This window comes from Ruegeria sp. BG3, assembly GCF_056538485.1.
Map to the genome: position 1 here is coordinate 261,397 of NZ_JBQFTE010000004.1, position 17,322 is coordinate 278,718.

A 17,322-nucleotide genomic window follows, 5' to 3' on the forward strand; every position below is an offset into this window, starting at 1 on the left:
AATATAGGTACTAACGGCATGTCCGAAGACGCACAGGCACCCCAGGAATACGGCGCAGATTCCATAAAAGTTCTCAAAGGCTTAGAGGCGGTTCGCAAACGTCCCGGTATGTATATCGGGGATACGGATGATGGCTCGGGTTTGCACCATATGGTGTATGAGGTCGTGGACAACGGAATTGATGAGGCTCTGGCCGGTCATGCTGACCATGTGACCGTGAAAATTCACGCTGATTCCAGCGTCTCGGTCAGTGACAACGGCCGTGGCATCCCGGTGGATATTCACCCCGAAGAGGGCGTCTCGGCGGCCGAGGTTATTATGACCCAGCTGCACGCGGGTGGTAAGTTCGACAGCAACTCGTACAAGGTGTCGGGCGGTCTGCACGGCGTGGGCGTTTCGGTTGTGAATGCTCTGTCCGAATGGCTGGAGCTGCGCATCTGGCGCGCGGGCAAAGAACACGTTGCGCGTTTTGAGCGTGGTGAGACCGCTGAACACCTGAAAGTCGTCGGTGAGTGTGGTGATCGCACAGGGACCGAGGTGCGCTTTCTGGCCTCGACAGATACGTTCTCGAACCTCGAATACTCGTTTGAGACGCTGGAGAAACGTCTGCGTGAGCTGGCCTTCCTGAACTCGGGCGTGCGGATCATTCTGATTGATGAGCGCCCTGCAGAACGGTTGGAGACCGAGCTGTTCTATGAGGGTGGCGTCAAGGAATTCGTCAAATACCTCGACCGGTCGAAAACCCCGGCCATGCCCGAGCCAATCTATATCAAGGGCGAGCGGGACGATATCGGCGTCGAAATCGCGATGTGGTGGAACGATAGCTACCACGAGACGGTTCTGCCCTTTACCAATAACATCCCACAGCGGGACGGTGGCACACACGTAGCCGGTTTCCGAGGCGCTCTGACCCGGACGATCAACAACTATGCGCAGTCCAGCGGGATCGCGAAGAAGGAAAAGGTCAGCTTCACCGGCGACGATGCACGCGAAGGTCTGACCTGTGTGCTGTCGGTCAAAGTGCCTGACCCGAAATTCTCGTCACAGACCAAAGACAAGCTGGTGTCGTCCGAAGTACGACCTGCGGTTGAGGGCTTGATGAACGAAAAGCTGGCTGAGTGGTTCGAAGAAAACCCCAATGAAGCCAAAGGGATCGTCGGCAAGATCATCGAGGCCGCATTGGCCCGTGAGGCCGCCCGAAAGGCGCGTGAGCTGACCCGCCGCAAAACGGCGATGGATGTGAATTACCTGGCGGGAAAGCTGAAAGATTGTTCTGAGAAAGACCCGTCCAAGACCGAAGTCTTCCTCGTTGAGGGTGACTCGGCGGGTGGCTCGGCCCAGACGGGTCGGGATCGTCTGACTCAGGCCGTTCTGCCCCTGCGCGGGAAAATCCTGAACGTCGAACGCGCGCGGTTTGACCGGATGCTGTCGTCGCAGGAGATCGGGAACCTCGTCATGGCGCTGGGCACTGGCATTGGCCGCGATGAGTTCAATATCGAAAAGCTGCGCTACCATAAGATCGTCATCATGACCGATGCGGATGTCGATGGCGCGCACATCCGTACACTTTTGTTGACCTTCTTCTACCGTCAGATGCCGGAATTGATTGAAGGTGGATACCTCTACATCGCACAGCCGCCGCTCTATAAGGTTTCGCGTGGTAAATCAGAGGTTTACCTGAAAGACCAGGCCGCACTGGATGACTATCTGATCAATCAGGGGGTCGAGGGTGCTGTTCTGAAACTCGGCTCGGGCGAGGAAATCGTCGGCCAAGACCTGACCCGCGTCGTCGACGAAGCGCGCCAGTTGAAACGCGTTCTGGATGCCTTCCCAACTCACTACCCGCGTCACATTCTGGAACAGGCCGCTGTGGCCGGTGCCTTCGTCCCCGGTGCTGTCGATGCTGACCTGCAAGGCGTGGCCGACAAGGTCGCCGCCCGTCTCGACCTGATCGCGTTGGAATATGAACGCGGCTGGCAGGGCCGTATCACGCAGGATCACGGCATCCGCTTAGCCCGTATCCTGCGCGGCGTTGAAGAGGTCCGCACACTGGACGGCCCGATGCTGCGCTCGGGCGAGGCTCGCAAGACCGGCAGCTTCACACAAAGCCTACAAGAGGTCTACAACACCCCAGCTACCCTGATCCGCCGAGACCGGATGCAGGCGATCCACGGCCCGCTGGACCTTTTGCGCGCCATTCTGGAAGAAGGCGAAAAGGGCCTGTCGCTTCAGCGCTACAAGGGCTTGGGTGAGATGAACCCAGATCAGCTGTGGGAAACCACCCTGGACCCGGACGCGCGCACCCTGTTGCAGGTACGTGTGGACGACATGGTCGAGGCCGATGATCTGTTCACCAAACTGATGGGAGACGTGGTGGAGCCACGCCGCGAGTTCATCCAGCAGAATGCTCTAAGCGTTGAGAATCTGGATTTCTGAAAACTTGTAGAATACCGGGCAACCATTGCAGGTCGAAATTAATCTCACGTATAAGAAATGCGAATTTTGCCCCCGATCCAGAGACTGATTGGGATTTAACATAAGTCGCGATTATGGAGCGTTTGCAGTTTCGCGATCTGAAGCAGCAGTTCGTTCAGAAAGCGACACATGTTCGGATTGAGCCCATTCCTACAGAGTGCTGCATCGTAGCCTTTAGGCAGCAATATCGTTGACTTTGCGCTCTTGGGTGCCTTATCGCTGACCTCATGGTGAAATCGTTCTTCGCATCGCAGGACTATTATCCTCAGCTTCGATAGCTGCGGGCAATTTATCATTGGTTTTCCGCTGCCCCTGACAGCGGTCAACATGAAAACGACCTTGTGCCGGGCGGCAAATTCAAAGGTCGCAAAATGAACAACAACAGCGGAAGTCAAAATACGTCGCTAGGCATCGTGGGGTTTGGTGCGTTCGGACAACTTGCAGCACTTCATCTCGGAAAGCACTTCGAGATATCGGCCTATGATCCGTCGCCGGGCCTTGCCAAGATCGCAAAGAAACTCGGCGTGCGTCTGTCATCCATGCACTCAGTATCGCAGGCTGATGTGATCCTCATTGCGGCACCAGTGTCCTCTTTCGAGCAGGTTGTCAGAGAGATCGCGGTTGCCTGTAAACCCGGCGCGCTGATTGTCGATGTTGGCTCAGTTAAAGTAATTCCCGCGGAAATCATGCGGCGGCTGCTGTCGAACCATGTAGACATCGTCGCAACCCACCCCTTGTTTGGTCCTCAGAGTGCCGCGACGGGTATTGAGGGTCTAAAGATCGCGGTCTGTCCCATTCAGGGAAACCGGCATACAAGGTTGGCTGCGTTTTTACGCAAAGCGCTCGGTCTGACCGTCATCATGACGACACCAGAAGATCACGACCAAGAAGCAGCAGTTGTCCAGGGCCTCACGCACCTCATTGCCAAAGTGCTAATGAGAATGGGACCGCTGCCAACGCGCATGACAACGAAGAGCTTTGACTTGTTATCTGAGGCAATATCCATGGTTCAGCACGATGCGCCAGAAGTATTCGAAGCGATTGAGAAGGCCAATCCTTACGCCGAGACGGTGCGACGACAGTTTTTTAATTTGGCCGCAAGTTTGAGTGTTGAGCTGGAAACAGCATCGAGGACGCTACCGCACAATGAAAACGGAAATTGAAAGAGCGGCATCCAAGGACAAGTTTGTCCGGAGTTTCCACACAGCCTCTCCGTATAGCAGCCTTTAGTCAGATCGGATAGCATGACCGTCCCGAACCTTAATCAACCCTGAGTTTTGACGTTTTCTGCTGGTTAAACGTCCAATAATATCCATCTCAAAACCCGCCTGCGTCCTATGTTTCCGGAGGTTTGGAGGCAAATCAAATGGCGACGCGCGGGTATTGTCTGTGTAAAAAAACAAGCTGGGTCTACCGGGGAAATCAAACATGGGCATGCTATTGCCACTGTGATGACTGCCGTCGGAATTGTGCGGCGCCGGTGGTTGCGTGGTTTGGTGTACCGATAGAGAACTTTGAGTGGACTGGTGATAAACCCCGCACTTACGAAAGTTCCAAAGGCGTTTTCAGGCACTTTTGCGGGACTTGTGGGTCACCCATTGGATTTGAAGCCGATCACTATCCGGGAGGTATGCACCTCTATGCTGGATCGCTCGAAAACCCGGAAGATTTCAAACCGACCTTTCACGTTAACAATCAAAGCAGGTTGTCTTGGTTGCAAATGACTGATGATCTCGAAGCGTTTGAAGGCACATTACTGCACACCCCCAACGACCCAGACGGATATCGGTAGAAGAGTAAGCCACCAGACTTTCCAAATGGCAGCTTTGTCCCACATCTCGGAGTATACAAAGTTTGGCAATGAAAGTCCGCTTCGGGCTGCCTTCAATTACTGATGCGGAAGGCGGCAAGTAGCGATAACAAGCCCATAGATCCAGAAGCTGCATGGCGGATGAATGTCGGCCATTCAAACGGAGACTTGTGTGCCGGTTGCAAATTCATAGGACCGAGCGACGATCTGCTTCACGGCCTTCAATTCGCTTTCATCGCGAGGAGAGAAGATCATAACTAAACCGGAGTGCCACTGTCCTTGTGTCACCAAATAATGGTCTTCTCCCCAGCCCGTCCGTTTAACCTCCGCCACATCTTGTGTCGGCAACACCAAGTGCATGCTGCCATTGTCGGGTTTCGGGTGGATATGCGCAAACTCTCGCCCAATCATAAAGGCCGCTTGGTTCCCCGGCACTCCATCGCGCAAGATCAGGGCACGCGATCCGGGGACAGATATCCCGCTGTCTTCGTTGTTGATGTGCGGCAGCGCAAAGCACCAGGCATGCAAAGCCTCAACGATGTCGTCCGGTCCATGTTGGGTTAGCTGCGAATGGGGGAGTTGTCCGAGCGTCTTCGGTGCTGGCCCTGGGCGAATTGGCAGGTTTAGAAGAGAGTGCATTGTCCGCTCCATACTGTTGCTTGGGTTAAAGATATGCGTGTATCCTCGCAAATAAACATCACAAAATTGCAAGCGAGTTTTGCATGAATGCACAGAGATCCCGTGCCGATCAGAATCTAGAATGGGCCGACATGCCCTATCTATTGTCGGTATGTGAAGCTGGTAGTCTTGCTGGTGCTGCGCGTATGCTTGGGGTCAATCACTCAACGGTGTTCAGGCGCATCGAAGCTGTGGAGGCAAGATTAGGTGTCCGCCTGTTTGAACGTCTGCCACGTGGATACGTGATGACTCCGGCAGGCGAGTGTTTCTATGAACGCGCCATCCTACTTTGCAAAGGCATGGATGAGATTGAACGTGAACTGGGCGGGCAGGATTTGCGATTGGCAGGCCCGCTGACTGTCACAACGACGGACTCGCTGCTGCACTGCCTTGCCCCTGTATTTGCCAAGTTCCAGTCTGTGTACCCGGATGTTGAACTGCGTCTGTTGTCCGATGTGCGCGCCCTCGACTTGATGCAGCGGGATGCAGATATTGCGCTTAGGCCAACAAACACACCTCCTGAGCACTGGATTGGACGGGAGTTGTCAGCGTTGTCTTTTGGTACTTATGCACATCGTGATTATTGGCAGATTATTCGAGACAAAGATCCCGACACCTATCACTGGGTTATGCTAGGCGACGATCTTAACCAATCCCCGATGAGCAAAATCACCCTGCGCTGTAAGCATGAGCGGGCCAAAGCCACAATGCTCAATACGATGATGAGCGTGTTTGACATGGTGAACGCTGGCTTCGGCATTGCTGCCATGCCGTGCTACCTCGGCGAAAAACATGAGAGCCTTGTGCGCGTACACGACCCCGATGACACCGCGAACTGGCATCTGTGGCTTTTGGCCCATCCGGATGTGCGGCGAAGTGCACGGGTGAATGCGTTTTATGACTTCGCCACGAAGCACATCACCGATGAGATATTAGGCAAGCCATAGAAGCCGCATTTCCATCTGTGCCATTTTGCAAAACTGACTTGCAGTCTTTGGCAATTTTCTGTGCATCACGGCAACCCACCTTTTTGACAGTGTTCAAAATGGAGGACCTCAATGTCTATGGTAAGGACAGCAATGGTGCTGAGCCTCGGCCTGTTTGGCAGCTCTGCACATGCTCTGGATATCGAAACCAAAACGCTCGATCAGCTTTATGCAGAAGCGTTGGCCGAAGGTGGCGAGTTCGTCTTGCGCGCAGGCGGCGATGAGCCCAATCAAATCGACTACTATCTTGATCGCTTCAAGGAGCGGTTCCCGGACCTTAAGGTGACACATAGCGTGGATGTCAGCATCAATCATGCCCCTCGTTTCGACAATGCACGCGCTGCTGGCGATACAAAGAACGTCCCTGATGTCATCCAGTTCCAAACCCTGCATGATTTCAATTACTACATGGAGCGAGGGCTTCTGGACCCTTACAAACCCGCAAATTGGGACAAGGTGTATCCCGATCACAAAGACCCACATGGTCGCTGGACTGGTCTTTATGGGGTTACCTTCAGCAACTACGTGAACCTCGAGATGGTGGATCCTGAAAATCCGCCGCGGGATGCCCTGGACTACCTGGACCCAAGCCTTAAGGGGCAGATCATTCTGACCTATCCTCATGACGATGACGCGGTGCTCTATCAGTTCTGGAACCTCAAAGAAGCGCATGGCTGGGACTATCTTGAGAAACTTGTGGCACAGGAGCCTGTTTGGACGCGCGGCACCGCGATGCCTTACCACGCCGTCAACAATGGTTGGTATGCGGCAAGCTTCACAACCTTCTGGGCGTTTGAGAACTTCCCCGGTCTCAACACGGAATTCATGCTGCCGGAAGAGGACTATTTCTTGACCTGGTTCCAAACCGCAGGCATTCCCGTTCAAGCCAAGAACAAAGCAGCAGCAAAGCTCTATCTGAACTGGATGTTATCAGAAGACTTCCAGGGCACCTGGCTGCAATTCCCCGTGCGGATGGATGTCGAGGCCCCAGGTGAATATGGTTCGGTTCTTCGTCACAACACGTCACCAGGCGACTTCCACCGCTGGATGCTTAAACGCCCGATGGTCGAGCGGTTTCGCGATCAAATGCGCCAGCTGATCGGACCAGCATACGGGCCTGAGGCGGTTGATTTGGACTACACCATCAAACCAGAGTGACTATTACATACAAATTACGTGGGGCCGATCACGAGGTTCCACGCCTTCGGTCAGTTCGATACTTCGTAAAGCCAAAATTGCGGCTTCTGTAGACTGCAAAGTCTTGGATTGAATGTCCGGTTTGGGCTGCGACCAGCTATTCATGCAGGCAGCGGAGAATGGCCACGTCGGAGCCCAAAGCAGACACACCCGTAGCAAAATGATATGATCATAGAACCAGAGGCGCTCATACATTCAGGAACCGTACTTTACGGAGGTCGGACGAATGATCATGCGCATCTTTCAGGTCGTGACTCGGCCAGGCAAAGAGGAAGAGTTCAGCAAGTTCTTCCATGAAACAGCTATACCCTTGATGAGAGGTACTAAGGGCATCGTTCAGGTGTTTCCAGGTGCCGCACGTGCTGACACACCACGAGAGTTCAGCTTTGTCATGGTGTGGGAAAACCTAGAGTCACTAAAGGCTTTTGTCGGCGAAAACTACCAGAGCCCGCATATCGATCCGGCGGAGGACGAATTAGTCGAGTCGCGTTCTATCAAGCACTACGAACTGGTCCAATAAGGGCCATGGATTGAATGCTAGGAAATAACTCGGGGGGAAATAATGATCACAGGGAAATGCGGCTGCGGAGCCGTAACGTATAAGATGACTTCGCCACCCATGTTCGTGCATTGCTGCCACTGTCGCGAATGCCAGCGACAAACCGGAGCAGCCTATGTCTTGAACGCCATCATTGAAGCTGATCGCGTGAAGTTCGAGGGGCCAATCACCGAAAATGAGCTCTCCACTCCAAGCGGGAAAGGGCAGATTATTACGCGCTGCAGGGATTGCGGCGTCGCCGTTTTTAGCAGCTACATGATCCGCCTTGGAAAGATTAGGTACGTGCGCGTCGGAACACTGAACAACCCGGATCAATGTCCTCCGGATGCACAGATTTTCACGAGCAGCAAACAGGCCTGGGTGCCACTCAGCGAGGACATTCCTATCTTCGAGGAATTTTACAAATTCGATGAGGTGTGGCCGCAGAATTCGTTGGAACGTTTGGAGACTGCTTTATCCTGACGGATCAGTCGCTGAGGCTGAATGGCGGCGTTTGTCCGCAAATAGGCGTTTGCAAAGCCCGACGAGCAAGGTCCGTTTTGGGCTGGTTGGTTTTGCTCTGATTTGGTGGACACCTATAATAGACGCAGAGCAGTGTTGGGGAAATGCTTAGCCGTCACGCGTATAACAAGTGACGTCATGGACTTTTCCGTTTTTCAGTCGTTCGAAGTGGATCGCCCCGCCAAGGGCGAGTTCGTGTAAAACACGTTACTCGTGCTTTGAGATATTCATTGGGATGTCTCGATTTTACGAAAGCACAACAAAAAGGACACTCAGCATCGCGCGTGAGTGTACCCATCAGTGTTGGTGTTCCTGAATTTGGTTCGGCAGGAAGGGGCGTTAGGCCGGGGTCTCTTTCACAAAATCTCCGTTGCGTGAGGCGTACCGCCTCATACGTTTGGTGCAGAGAGCCCTTCAAGTAAGAAGGGTCAATATCTCTTAGGGCCCAGATGTCTCATTTTGAGTGCTGACGTGCATCCTTTGCCGTGCGCGTCAGCACCCAATCGATACATCGTATGAGTTCGTCGGTTGTTAACGGGTTGTTTTCTCCGTTCGACGCGGAGAGGAAAGATTTCGGCAAGAAGACCGGTGAAGTTATCACTCGCAATTGCCCGCAAACTGAATCCCTCTGATAAAGGTTGAATTTTGCTTATCTAAGTGCATCTATGATTGAGGCATAACGCCTGTAGTTGATTGATTTGCAGAACAATTACCAACGATTGAACGATTTGCCCATGAGTTTACGTGCCACAGAGAACCCATCGAACAGACCAGCTCCTATGGCTTATCTGCAATTCTCAAATGCAACTTATTCCCAATCGCCAGCAGACGAGCGCCACGTCGTAGCGTCCGCATCCCAAACACTGGCGGTTGGGCAAGGCGTTGGGTTTATTCCGTCGAGATCGACCCTTTCAACCGCGCCCCAATCTAAGTCGAACTGACCGTTGTTAAACTCCGCGCATGCCTGCGCCGCCAGATCAACCTTTTGCTCGAAAACCAGTTGGAAGTTGCGAAACGTCAGCCGCGACAACTGGTGAGGTCCAAACTAGGCCCGAACCAAGCAGAATCGCAGATACCAAACGCTTCAAGTAGCTTGCCAATTGGGAAGCCGGTTGGAAGGTGGTTTTAGTTGCATTGATCATACCTGTAGTCCCCGTACTCCAGCCAGTTTTCCGAGCCTTCGCTAAAAAGCAGAAACTCTGACCTGTCCTCCCCAAGCAGGGCAACGACAAATCCTGCGGGCGGCTCATAGTTTCCGAAGTAGCTGTAGGCCGTCATGGCTCTGATCGACTCTCCGTCGACCGTTACTCGCGCGTCCCATTCTCCCTCCGGGTTGTCCAAAATTACGGGTTCGATGACTCGCTCTACCGCTCCGCCACCACAATAGACGATGCCTTCTGGGGGTTCGTAGGAGGCCCCCTGGCTAGCACCTGAATCGCAGACTGAACGAAGGGACTGAATTGCCGCGCTGGAACCTTTCAAGTCAAAGATTCCGTAGCTGACATCTTGATCAATCATAGACAGATTAACGGATGCATTGGCCGCAAGCTGGTCCAGTACGAAACCATAATCCTGCTGGCTATTGAAACTAACCTCGACAGGATAATTGTCGACGATCTGCACAGCAGCGTTTTCTGCGCCAACCTGAAATGCCCCGACTTCGGTGGTGCCGTTCTTCAAAAATCGAATGGAGAGCCCCTGCTTATCCACAATGTCCTGGCTGTCCTCAAATCCAGCCGGAGCAAAGCGGATACGATTACACTGAAGTTCCAGCGTCATGTTGCCGGTCTGAACAATAGCATTGGGGTTGGGCCCGGAACTGAACGACCACTCCGCTGATGCTGTGGTCGCCATAGCCACCAGTAGCATTCCAATGGAAATCGTTTTGAAACTCATTTTCTCTCTCCATGGTGTTGTGGTTCGTATTGTCATTAAGTCAGAGTTTCCGGCCCGCTACCCAGGCAACAAGGTTAGGAAACAGGTGGGCCGTATTCGTTTGCGCCTTCTTGGGAAGGTCGCGTCAGCCACCAGATCATCAGGATGGACAGAACCAATTGAAGAATTGAGACAACAACAATACCGGTAACGCCCAGGACGGCCGCAGGTCCTCGCAACGCATCTGGGTTTTCGGTCCCTTGCTCCAATACCGAGAAGAACGCCACCCCACCCAGCATGACAAAAAGCGTTGTAATGCTGAGCGCCATCGGCAGTAGCAAGTACCAGCCAGGCCGACCTGTATCATGCAGCCTCCGCCAACCGGCGGCCAGCATTGGTATGAGAACGGCCAGTTGGAAAACGGAGGACAGAACCCGAGATCCCTGTCCTGTTTCGGGGTCGGTCCCGAATATGATCGTATCCAGCACAGCCAAAGCCGCACTCACGAGAACCACAAACAAGAAGAACCACCAGTATTCTGAGCGTATCGCCCGACCGGAGAACTGGAAGTATTTCGAGAAACACGTTTTAACGGCTTCACCAAATCCCATTTTTCAACCCTTTCTTAGTTTCTGTGCGGCCTCAGAACGCCTCGCGGACCCAAAAGCACGCCCTCGCCCTTCTGGGTTTCCCGCCTTCCTTTTTGTTTGAACGCCAAAAACCTTTCGTAGGAAAAGGTAGCGAAATTTACGCGCGGAAAAAATGTTGATTTATGAAAAATAAGATTCAAACATGCGAATTCGACTAAGCTTTATTTGACTCCCGTTGTTGTCGGCCCCGGCAATCAGCTCAATATCGTTCTTCCGACCAATCCGTTGGCGACTAATCTTCGGAAAAGGTGGGCACCGGATCGAGCTGTGCTCAATTGGCTGAATAGAAGCGGGCGCTTCAAAAAGGAGCGTCCAGTTTCATCAATCTCGAAGGACCCAGATGGAGAAGAAAATGACCAAAAAGACAGTGATGATTGCAGGCACAACTTTGTTCGCATTGCTTGCGGCATGTGACGAAACGAGTACGTCGAGCACGTCCGCCGAACCCACACCCGCTCAGCAGGCATGTTTGCGAGATGTGGCCAAAACAACGAACAATTCGCAAGTCGTTGTGCTCTCATCCGCGTTTAGCGAAGCTGGAACACAAGTCACTGTCGGCGTTGGTGAGGATCGCGCTCCTTGGAATTGTATTGCTTACACGGATGGCGCGACAGCTGGTATCGAATTCTTGGGCGACGAAGGTGCATTGTGACCTGTCTGCTGCTTGGCTGAAAACGGCTGCGCAGCACTGGCTTGATCTTCTGAGGCTCGACTTGGTTTGTAGAACCACTATCATCGTATTCGCAATTCTGTACCTGTTGGCGTTGGTTGCGTTCTTAACCGGCACATTTGGCTGGTTGGGACAGGAACGAAACCCTTTGTCCGGGGTGTTCCTTCTGCCGTTGGGACTACCTTGGATACTTGTAGCGGACTTGGTCTCGGAGTCCTCCAAGCCGTGGTTCGCGGCGATTGCACCGGCACTCAACATTTTGGTACTGGTTTTTATTTGCAGGTGGGCTCGCAGTTTACACCAGAAATGAAGGCAGAGCTCTGTCTCACCAAAAGGGAGGAAAACATGGGAAAGTGATCTTGGGAATTGTGATCGGGCTCGTCCTTGGCGTGGTTGGGGCGATGACCTTGGGTGGCGGTGCCGCGATGGGCTTCGGAGTTGCGACAGGCTTGTCCGCCGGTGTCTGCACCACATTGAAAGGAGCACAAGCCGAGAACCTTATCACCGCCGAGCAAGCGGATCAGATCCTCAACCGCGTAAATTCCGAAGTGGCGTCACTGCAAGGAATTGAAACGACGGACGAGATCGTCAGCAGCGCACAGGCATGCGATGAATTTCTGTCAAAGTTACGAGAAGCAAAGTGAGGTTCCGCTTTGCATGGAACAGAACTGTAAAGACAAGCCGACAGGGAACCATCTGATGAAACTCGATTTACTCAAACTCCTCACACCCATGTTCGCAATCGCGGGCGCAGCAGCTTTTGCAATGTCAGAAGCCGACGACGCGTGTATCGACCATTTGCGGCAGGTTGGTGGACCAGACGGTCAATCAGGTACGATTGAAAGCTCGCAGTTCTCGGAAGCCGGTACGCTGGTCATGCTGCGTGATGCAGGTGGAACACTCTGGCGCTGTATCGCGTACAAAGATGGAAGCATCGGCGAGATGTCGGTTGTCGAAGCGATGGATGATGGCGGTGGAGCAATGGCAGGCGTCGCTGGTTCTACCGGTAGCCAACGTGTCAAATTCGATGCTGGCTCCACCGGTGCCGAACTAGTTGGTGAACTCGCGCCCGGCGCCTCTCAGCAATATGTTCTGGGTGCCAAAAACGAACAGTTCCTTTACGTTCGCGTTGCTCCGCGAAATGGCTCCTTGGACTACGTTATTCGCAACCCCGATGGATCTGAACTGTTGGGATTGATGTCGGCGGACAAGGAGTATCGAGGACAGCTTTGGCAATCCGGTGATCATGTTGTGGAGGTTATCAATCGCAGCAACTCTTCTGTCGACTACAACGTCATTTTCGGAATTGAATAGGTGATCAATCAGAAACCCTGGAACGCAAGTCCAAAAAAGCGAGGGAAAAACAGATGAAACCCAAGGTCCTATTGGTGATCGGCACAATGTGCATTTCGGCGCTTGCAGCATGCGACGAGAGTGACGGATCGGTGGATGCAAGTGCACCAACTGTGGGCAGCGCTAGCGATCTTTCGTCATTTGAAGGGGCAAGAGCGGGCCAAGCTGAAATGGGCATCCAAAGTCTCGGATTTGAACTCATCCGAAGCGAAGGTCTGACCTCGTACTGGTTTAACAAGGATACTGGTGCATGTGCTCGGATTACGACGTCTGAGGGAAGGTACTCAGAAGTAGCTATGCTGCCATCAGGTGACTGCTGACAAATTTCCATCAATCCCAAATCTTGAAGAAGGAGCTCAAACTTGCATTTCGACCTGGCACACGCGGCGGTCATCGTAGTCGCCTTGATCATCACTAACCTGGCATTGAAATCGGCTGGCGTGATCAACGAAGAAAACAAGCACCAATGGAATTGGAAAGTTTTTCTAGCCTACTTCGTGGTCGTCGTTATCATCAATCTGGTGTGGCCTATTTAAAGTTCCACAGCGGAAAGCTAACTGCCCACTTGATATGGTCGTCGTGAATTAGCCTTTCCGAGAGACTATCAGGTCGCAAAGGTTTGGGCATCAGAGGTTCAAGAATAGAAAGGAGTTGGCATGCGGTTTTTTGCGTCCCTCATATTCATTGGTTTTCTCGCAACCGCTGCGAACTCTGACGTGACCAGTCGAAATGGCGGTCCAACCAACAGTCAAATGCTTTCAAAGGGGGGTGACGGAGGCGTTGATGGTGTCGCTTTCTTTCGCCCAGTCTTAAGCGGAGTGTTGTATCGATCCGGTTTCAAGGGCGGCGACAAGGATCGAACTGGCCTGAGTGAAGGTCAACGCGAAACTCTGTGCAATGAAGGGTTTTCAACCGGTTTTTATGCCGACTTTGGCAAAAACACCGAATACGGTCGCACCAGTTGTGGAAACGGGTCCCTTGACTATCAAAGCGCCAGATCCTCCCGACCCGGTGCTGTCATGGCGTCCATACACGAGGTGATTGAAAACCCTGGAAAGGGCCCTGTTCTGGTGCACTGTATGTGGGGGGTTCATTCCTCAGGTGCATTGTCGGCGATGGCGCTCGTTCAGTTTTGCGGTTGGACAGAAGAAAGGGCCAAGGAATATTGGAATGATGCCCGAAATGGGGCCCCATGTTCAGGCGGGTGCGACCAGTGGATCGACTCAAAATTCTCCAACTTTAGTGTTGACCCCAAGTTGAAAATCTCCACCGAACAACAGGCAGCGATTTGCCCTAAATGATACCGGGAGGACTATCCAAATGAAGTTCATTCTTCTGGGGTCACTAGCTTTCACTGCACCCACCGTCTTGTGGGCGAACGACGATGTTCTCGGTGAAGCCACGAAATTTGATAGTCCCAACGGCGTTACTGAACGCTGTATTCGGATCAAAAAAATTCCAACGGGCGAGTATAAGAAAAGCGATCTTGAGGAAGAAACGGCCTATTGCGAGATCGATTTCTACGCCTCCGAATTTGCTATTTGCCCAAAAACCTGGAGCACCAGCCCAGGAATGGCCGTCTACGATATTTCGGAAGGACCCTACACGGGTAACCGTTCTGAGTTCGAGAGAAACGCTTGCAAAGAGGGGAAGGCGGCGAAAGATCTGGCCAAGGACATGGTGGCCAAATTCAAATCCACCATGAACCAAAAGGGCACCAGTGGAACCTTTTCCACGTCTTCACTGCTTTACTATCATTTCTCCAGATATTTCGACGCGACTGTAAAAGTTCCAGTCGCCGTTTGGCGTAGCATGGACGCCCAGGCGCATTTTTCCGAGGTCGCCGAGCCTGGCCTTGCGATTTCTGGTGGCTCTCATGGCGGGCGCATGAACCACGAAGGCTGGCGGGTCTTCGCAGCTGCGGATGCTGACCCGAACTCATACCAGCCAACCGACGATCTGTTCACCGCAGATCGAACGCAAATATACGGTGTTCTGCTTGATAGCCCTGGGCATCGATATGGCTCAGAAATCAACGGCACCCGCAAATCTGGTTGGGGAAAAGGACAAAACCGTGATTTTCAGGAAACCCCCGCTTTCTTAGCTTTGCGTTCTTCAAAACCATTGTCAGAGGCAATCGCAGAGGGCGTCGGAGAAGGTAGAAAAGACCGTATGATCAACAAGGATCTCGGTCCCGATGTCAGCGACCAACAGATGGCATTTTGGATGCAAGAACTCACCGAGATTGTTCTTCTCGATTTCATCTTTAGCCAGCAGGACCGCGTAGGAAATATAGACTTCGCACCCTATTGGTATTGGGTCGAAGACGGAAAGCTGAAGCATAAAAAGGCCAAGCACCATGAGCCAAACGATGGAGACGTTCCCGCCGACGCATTATTGATCCGTCGCAGCAATCTAAACGACAACGATGCTGGCGGGCGTGTCGAGTATGCCAACTTCGCGAAATCCACTCAAATGCTGGAGAAAATTCGCCACTTCTCTCCAAGCACGTATCGGCGCTTGGTTGCATTGAATAGTGACCTTCAATCCCAAGGCCCGGTCTATGACTGGCTATCGCAAAGCTTTGGGTTGTCAGATAGGCAGGTTGCCCAAGTTGTGAATAACACCGCGTTGGCAACGTCCATCCTCCAGAGCAATTGTTCAATTGGCGATATGATGTTCGACTTGGATCCTGTCGCATTCTTCTTGAGAAACGGCACCGAGGTAGAGGCTGTGGACTGTTATGACCCGTAGGTGTTCTGCTCTTATTGCGGTGTTCATTTGGACCGCTCTGCTCGCCTGCAAAGCGGCGGCATTGGATGTCATCGTCATATCGGATCTGAATGGAAGCTATGGTTCGGTGAAATACGATGCCCGCGTCGACAAGGCGATTAAGCGGATAGTCGAGATTGATCCCGATTTGGTGATTTCGACGGGCGATATGGTCGCGGGACAGCGCATTCCCAACTTGTCAGACAAACAGGTCAGAGAGATGTGGAAGGCGTTTCATGAGGCGGTATCAGATCCTTTAGCGGCTGCCGGAATTCCATTTGCGGTCACGCCTGGAAACCATGATGCCTCTGCGTACCGTGGGTTCGAGCGTGAAAGAAAAATTTACGCAGAGGAATGGACTCCGAGAAAACCAGACGTTGATTTCCTGATTTCAGATGACTACCCGTTTTTCTACGCGTTTGAGATGCAGGGCATTACGTTTGCGTCTCTGGATGCAACGACCTTAGGACCCCTATCCGGTGACCAGCAGGGCCGCCTACAGGAACTGGGTGCAGACGGAGACCCAATTGTCACCTTCAGTCACCTCCCACTTTGGCCGTTCGCGATCCAGCGCGAACGCGAAATCATCGGTGACCCAACACTTGAAAAGATCTATTTGGAAAGCGGTGTCGTTCTGCATCTGTCAGGCCACCATCATGCCTTCTATCCCGGTTGGAAAGACGGTGTAGCTTACGTCTCCCAAGCTTGTTTGGGCGGTGGCCCGCGACGGTTAATCGGCTCAAAAGCCAGATCGCCTCACAGCTTCACTCATGTAACGTTCCAGCCAAACGGAGAATTTGGGATTGCGGTATATCGAGGGCCCGATTTCGAAAGGTCGGCAAACTTCAAAGCGCTCCCGAAAGAGATCAGATCCCCGAACGCGGTGTTGAAACGTTTGGACCTTGTGAAATGACTAGAGGTTGAGTTTCAGCTCGACTTTATCAGGGACCAGATCGTTTATCATCTCTTCGATCCGGGCTTCTGAAAGCCCTCCCGAGGTGATGAAAAGCAAAGAGACGCGAGGCTTTCCGGGGACGTGGTGTTTTCTGACCAGCTTCCAGCCAGCGTCTGCGGCCATGGCTTCAATGTCTCCGCTGACTTTCAATGAGTGTTCTTCATCTGAAGCTTTGAGCGAAACTTCCACGCCCTTGTTTCGCCCTCCGAGCCAAATGAAGCACCAACATACAACCGCCACCAGTGTGGCCATCAGCGGCAAGCCCAAACCGACCGCAAGACCAAGAACAGTCACGATTATCATTTCGACAGTGTCCACCGGATCATCGAGATTGGAGCGGAACCTGAGCAACGCTCCGATTCCAAATATGACAAAACCGATCATTGACCCGTGCTGAACCACTAGAAAACCCACCGCCATGCCGATAAGCGCATACAGGAAGAAAAGCCTTGGCATAACTATGTCGCGGACGCTTCTACGTGCTTTACGTCTCACCGGATGATAGACGATCAAGCCAGCCAGAATGATCGTGACGATCACATCGAGTGTAAAGAAATACAGTTCCTGTTTGCCACGAAACTGCGTCCACCGGCGTTCGATAACGATTTCCGAACCCGAAGCCCCGGCCAGCATCGTCGCTGGGTCGACTTGTGACACCGCAGCACCTGGCAACAGCAGCATCAACAACACGGTCACAAATGTGAGGGTCGTATTCAACTTGTCTTCCTTCCTGCTCACGCCAAAGGCTTACGCTTAACCAAAGGCACATCGTGCCCTATTCAATTCAATCGCAACAGGCGGGATCAGGTAAAGAGACTACAGTGCATTCTTCGGACATCGT

Annotated in this window: 19 protein-coding genes and 1 pseudogene; 14 read left to right on the top strand and 6 right to left on the bottom strand. The window is 52.8% G+C overall.

Translation table 11 applies throughout. The annotated features are described in order from the left end of the window. The first annotated feature begins 18 nt into the window (after positions 1 to 18). The 3 genes from gyrB to ACR0AI_RS08845 all read left to right on the top strand — a co-directional run bounded on the left by gyrB (position 19) and on the right by ACR0AI_RS08845 (position 4,267). Positions 19 to 2,436, top strand: coding sequence for a DNA topoisomerase (ATP-hydrolyzing) subunit B (gyrB, locus tag ACR0AI_RS08835; RefSeq protein WP_170463049.1), 2,418 nt, complete (start codon positions 19 to 21; stop codon positions 2,434 to 2,436). 380 nt (positions 2,437 to 2,816) lie between these two features. Continuing rightward, positions 2,817 to 3,638, top strand: coding sequence for a prephenate dehydrogenase/arogenate dehydrogenase family protein (locus ACR0AI_RS08840; protein ID WP_480673252.1), 822 nt, complete (start codon positions 2,817 to 2,819; stop codon positions 3,636 to 3,638). 203 nt (positions 3,639 to 3,841) lie between these two features. Further along, entirely contained in the window at positions 3,842 to 4,267 is a 426-nt protein-coding gene (locus ACR0AI_RS08845) for a GFA family protein (RefSeq protein ID WP_480673254.1), read from the top strand. 174 nt (positions 4,268 to 4,441) lie between these two features. On the opposite strand, the gene ACR0AI_RS08850 is transcribed toward ACR0AI_RS08845, so the two are convergent. Then, the gene (locus ACR0AI_RS08850) at positions 4,442 to 4,924 is read right to left on the bottom strand and encodes a luciferase domain-containing protein (protein WP_480701297.1); all 483 of its coding nucleotides are present in this window, start codon (positions 4,922 to 4,924) and stop codon (positions 4,442 to 4,444) included. Between the two features lie 131 nt (positions 4,925 to 5,055). Between ACR0AI_RS08850 and ACR0AI_RS08855 the strand changes: the two genes are divergently transcribed. The 4 genes from ACR0AI_RS08855 (at position 5,056) to ACR0AI_RS08870 (ending at position 8,167) form a co-directional block, all read left to right on the top strand. After that, a complete protein-coding gene (locus ACR0AI_RS08855) occupies positions 5,056 to 5,910 on the top strand; it encodes a LysR family transcriptional regulator (RefSeq protein WP_480673258.1) in 855 nt (284 codons plus the stop codon). A 111-nt stretch (positions 5,911 to 6,021) separates the two neighbouring features. Next, positions 6,022 to 7,107, top strand: coding sequence for an ABC transporter substrate-binding protein (locus ACR0AI_RS08860; protein ID WP_480673260.1), 1,086 nt, complete (start codon positions 6,022 to 6,024; stop codon positions 7,105 to 7,107). A gap of 265 nt (positions 7,108 to 7,372) precedes the next feature. Then, positions 7,373 to 7,666 carry a putative quinol monooxygenase gene (locus tag ACR0AI_RS08865; RefSeq protein WP_480673262.1) on the top strand — a complete coding sequence of 98 codons (294 nt, stop codon included), beginning with the start codon at positions 7,373 to 7,375 and terminating at the stop codon, positions 7,664 to 7,666. A 42-nt stretch (positions 7,667 to 7,708) separates the two neighbouring features. After that, positions 7,709 to 8,167 carry a GFA family protein gene (locus tag ACR0AI_RS08870; protein WP_480673264.1) on the top strand — a complete coding sequence of 153 codons (459 nt, stop codon included), beginning with the start codon at positions 7,709 to 7,711 and terminating at the stop codon, positions 8,165 to 8,167. Between the two features lie 147 nt (positions 8,168 to 8,314). Here the strand turns inward: ACR0AI_RS08870 and ACR0AI_RS08875 are convergent. From ACR0AI_RS08875 to ACR0AI_RS08890, 4 genes and pseudogenes are all read right to left on the bottom strand, one after another. Then, positions 8,315 to 8,401: pseudogene (locus ACR0AI_RS08875) on the bottom strand (YjhX family toxin); the annotation flags it as partial. A 613-nt stretch (positions 8,402 to 9,014) separates the two neighbouring features. Continuing rightward, a complete protein-coding gene (locus ACR0AI_RS08880) occupies positions 9,015 to 9,236 on the bottom strand; it encodes a hypothetical protein (RefSeq protein ID WP_480673266.1) in 222 nt (73 codons plus the stop codon). A 95-nt stretch (positions 9,237 to 9,331) separates the two neighbouring features. Continuing rightward, on the bottom strand, positions 9,332 to 10,102 hold the full coding sequence (locus ACR0AI_RS08885; RefSeq protein WP_480673268.1) for a hypothetical protein: 771 nt from the start codon (positions 10,100 to 10,102) through the stop codon (positions 9,332 to 9,334). Between the two features lie 74 nt (positions 10,103 to 10,176). After that, positions 10,177 to 10,692 carry a DUF805 domain-containing protein gene (locus ACR0AI_RS08890; protein ID WP_480673270.1) on the bottom strand — a complete coding sequence of 172 codons (516 nt, stop codon included), beginning with the start codon at positions 10,690 to 10,692 and terminating at the stop codon, positions 10,177 to 10,179. Positions 10,693 to 11,083: 391 nt separating this feature from the next. Between ACR0AI_RS08890 and ACR0AI_RS08895 the strand changes: the two genes are divergently transcribed. From ACR0AI_RS08895 to ACR0AI_RS08925, 7 genes are all read left to right on the top strand, one after another. Beyond that, positions 11,084 to 11,383, top strand: a complete 300-nt coding sequence (locus tag ACR0AI_RS08895) for a hypothetical protein (RefSeq protein WP_480673272.1) — start codon at positions 11,084 to 11,086, stop codon at positions 11,381 to 11,383. 377 nt (positions 11,384 to 11,760) lie between these two features. Continuing rightward, on the top strand, positions 11,761 to 12,045 hold the full coding sequence (locus ACR0AI_RS08900) for a hypothetical protein (RefSeq protein ID WP_480673274.1): 285 nt from the start codon (positions 11,761 to 11,763) through the stop codon (positions 12,043 to 12,045). Positions 12,046 to 12,100: 55 nt separating this feature from the next. Then, complete coding sequence (locus ACR0AI_RS08905; protein ID WP_480673276.1) at positions 12,101 to 12,715, top strand: hypothetical protein; 615 nt, start codon at positions 12,101 to 12,103, stop codon at positions 12,713 to 12,715. Between the two features lie 401 nt (positions 12,716 to 13,116). Further along, positions 13,117 to 13,290 carry a hypothetical protein gene (locus ACR0AI_RS08910; protein ID WP_170355752.1) on the top strand — a complete coding sequence of 58 codons (174 nt, stop codon included), beginning with the start codon at positions 13,117 to 13,119 and terminating at the stop codon, positions 13,288 to 13,290. A 120-nt stretch (positions 13,291 to 13,410) separates the two neighbouring features. Then, positions 13,411 to 14,055: a protein-tyrosine phosphatase family protein gene (locus ACR0AI_RS08915; protein WP_170681742.1), complete on the top strand. Its 645-nt coding sequence runs from the start codon at positions 13,411 to 13,413 to the stop codon at positions 14,053 to 14,055. Positions 14,056 to 14,074: 19 nt separating this feature from the next. Further along, positions 14,075 to 15,508: a hypothetical protein gene (locus ACR0AI_RS08920; protein WP_480673278.1), complete on the top strand. Its 1,434-nt coding sequence runs from the start codon at positions 14,075 to 14,077 to the stop codon at positions 15,506 to 15,508. Then, positions 15,498 to 16,439, top strand: a complete 942-nt coding sequence (locus ACR0AI_RS08925) for a metallophosphoesterase family protein (RefSeq protein ID WP_480673280.1) — start codon at positions 15,498 to 15,500, stop codon at positions 16,437 to 16,439. The genes ACR0AI_RS08920 and ACR0AI_RS08925 overlap by 11 nt, the downstream gene beginning before the upstream one ends. Here the strand turns inward: ACR0AI_RS08925 and ACR0AI_RS08930 are convergent, their stop codons facing one another. Beyond that, positions 16,440 to 17,198, bottom strand: coding sequence for a DUF4956 domain-containing protein (locus ACR0AI_RS08930; protein ID WP_480673282.1), 759 nt, complete (start codon positions 17,196 to 17,198; stop codon positions 16,440 to 16,442). Positions 17,199 to 17,322: the final 124 nt, after the last annotated feature.

Coding starts and splice junctions, on each gene's coding strand:
- gyrB (WP_170463049.1), top strand. CDS start 19: ATGTCCGAAGACGCACAGGCACCCCAGGAATACGGCGCAGATTCCATA.
- ACR0AI_RS08845 (WP_480673254.1), top strand. CDS start 3,842: ATGGCGACGCGCGGGTATTGTCTGTGTAAAAAAACAAGCTGGGTCTAC.
- ACR0AI_RS08850 (WP_480701297.1), bottom strand. CDS start 4,924: ATGCACTCTCTTCTAAACCTGCCAATTCGCCCAGGGCCAGCACCGAAG.
- ACR0AI_RS08855 (WP_480673258.1), top strand. CDS start 5,056: ATGCCCTATCTATTGTCGGTATGTGAAGCTGGTAGTCTTGCTGGTGCT.
- ACR0AI_RS08860 (WP_480673260.1), top strand. CDS start 6,022: ATGTCTATGGTAAGGACAGCAATGGTGCTGAGCCTCGGCCTGTTTGGC.
- ACR0AI_RS08865 (WP_480673262.1), top strand. CDS start 7,373: ATGATCATGCGCATCTTTCAGGTCGTGACTCGGCCAGGCAAAGAGGAA.
- ACR0AI_RS08870 (WP_480673264.1), top strand. CDS start 7,709: ATGATCACAGGGAAATGCGGCTGCGGAGCCGTAACGTATAAGATGACT.
- ACR0AI_RS08885 (WP_480673268.1), bottom strand. CDS start 10,102: ATGAGTTTCAAAACGATTTCCATTGGAATGCTACTGGTGGCTATGGCG.
- ACR0AI_RS08890 (WP_480673270.1), bottom strand. CDS start 10,692: ATGGGATTTGGTGAAGCCGTTAAAACGTGTTTCTCGAAATACTTCCAG.
- ACR0AI_RS08895 (WP_480673272.1), top strand. CDS start 11,084: ATGACCAAAAAGACAGTGATGATTGCAGGCACAACTTTGTTCGCATTG.
- ACR0AI_RS08905 (WP_480673276.1), top strand. CDS start 12,101: ATGAAACTCGATTTACTCAAACTCCTCACACCCATGTTCGCAATCGCG.
- ACR0AI_RS08915 (WP_170681742.1), top strand. CDS start 13,411: ATGCGGTTTTTTGCGTCCCTCATATTCATTGGTTTTCTCGCAACCGCT.
- ACR0AI_RS08920 (WP_480673278.1), top strand. CDS start 14,075: ATGAAGTTCATTCTTCTGGGGTCACTAGCTTTCACTGCACCCACCGTC.
- ACR0AI_RS08925 (WP_480673280.1), top strand. CDS start 15,498: ATGACCCGTAGGTGTTCTGCTCTTATTGCGGTGTTCATTTGGACCGCT.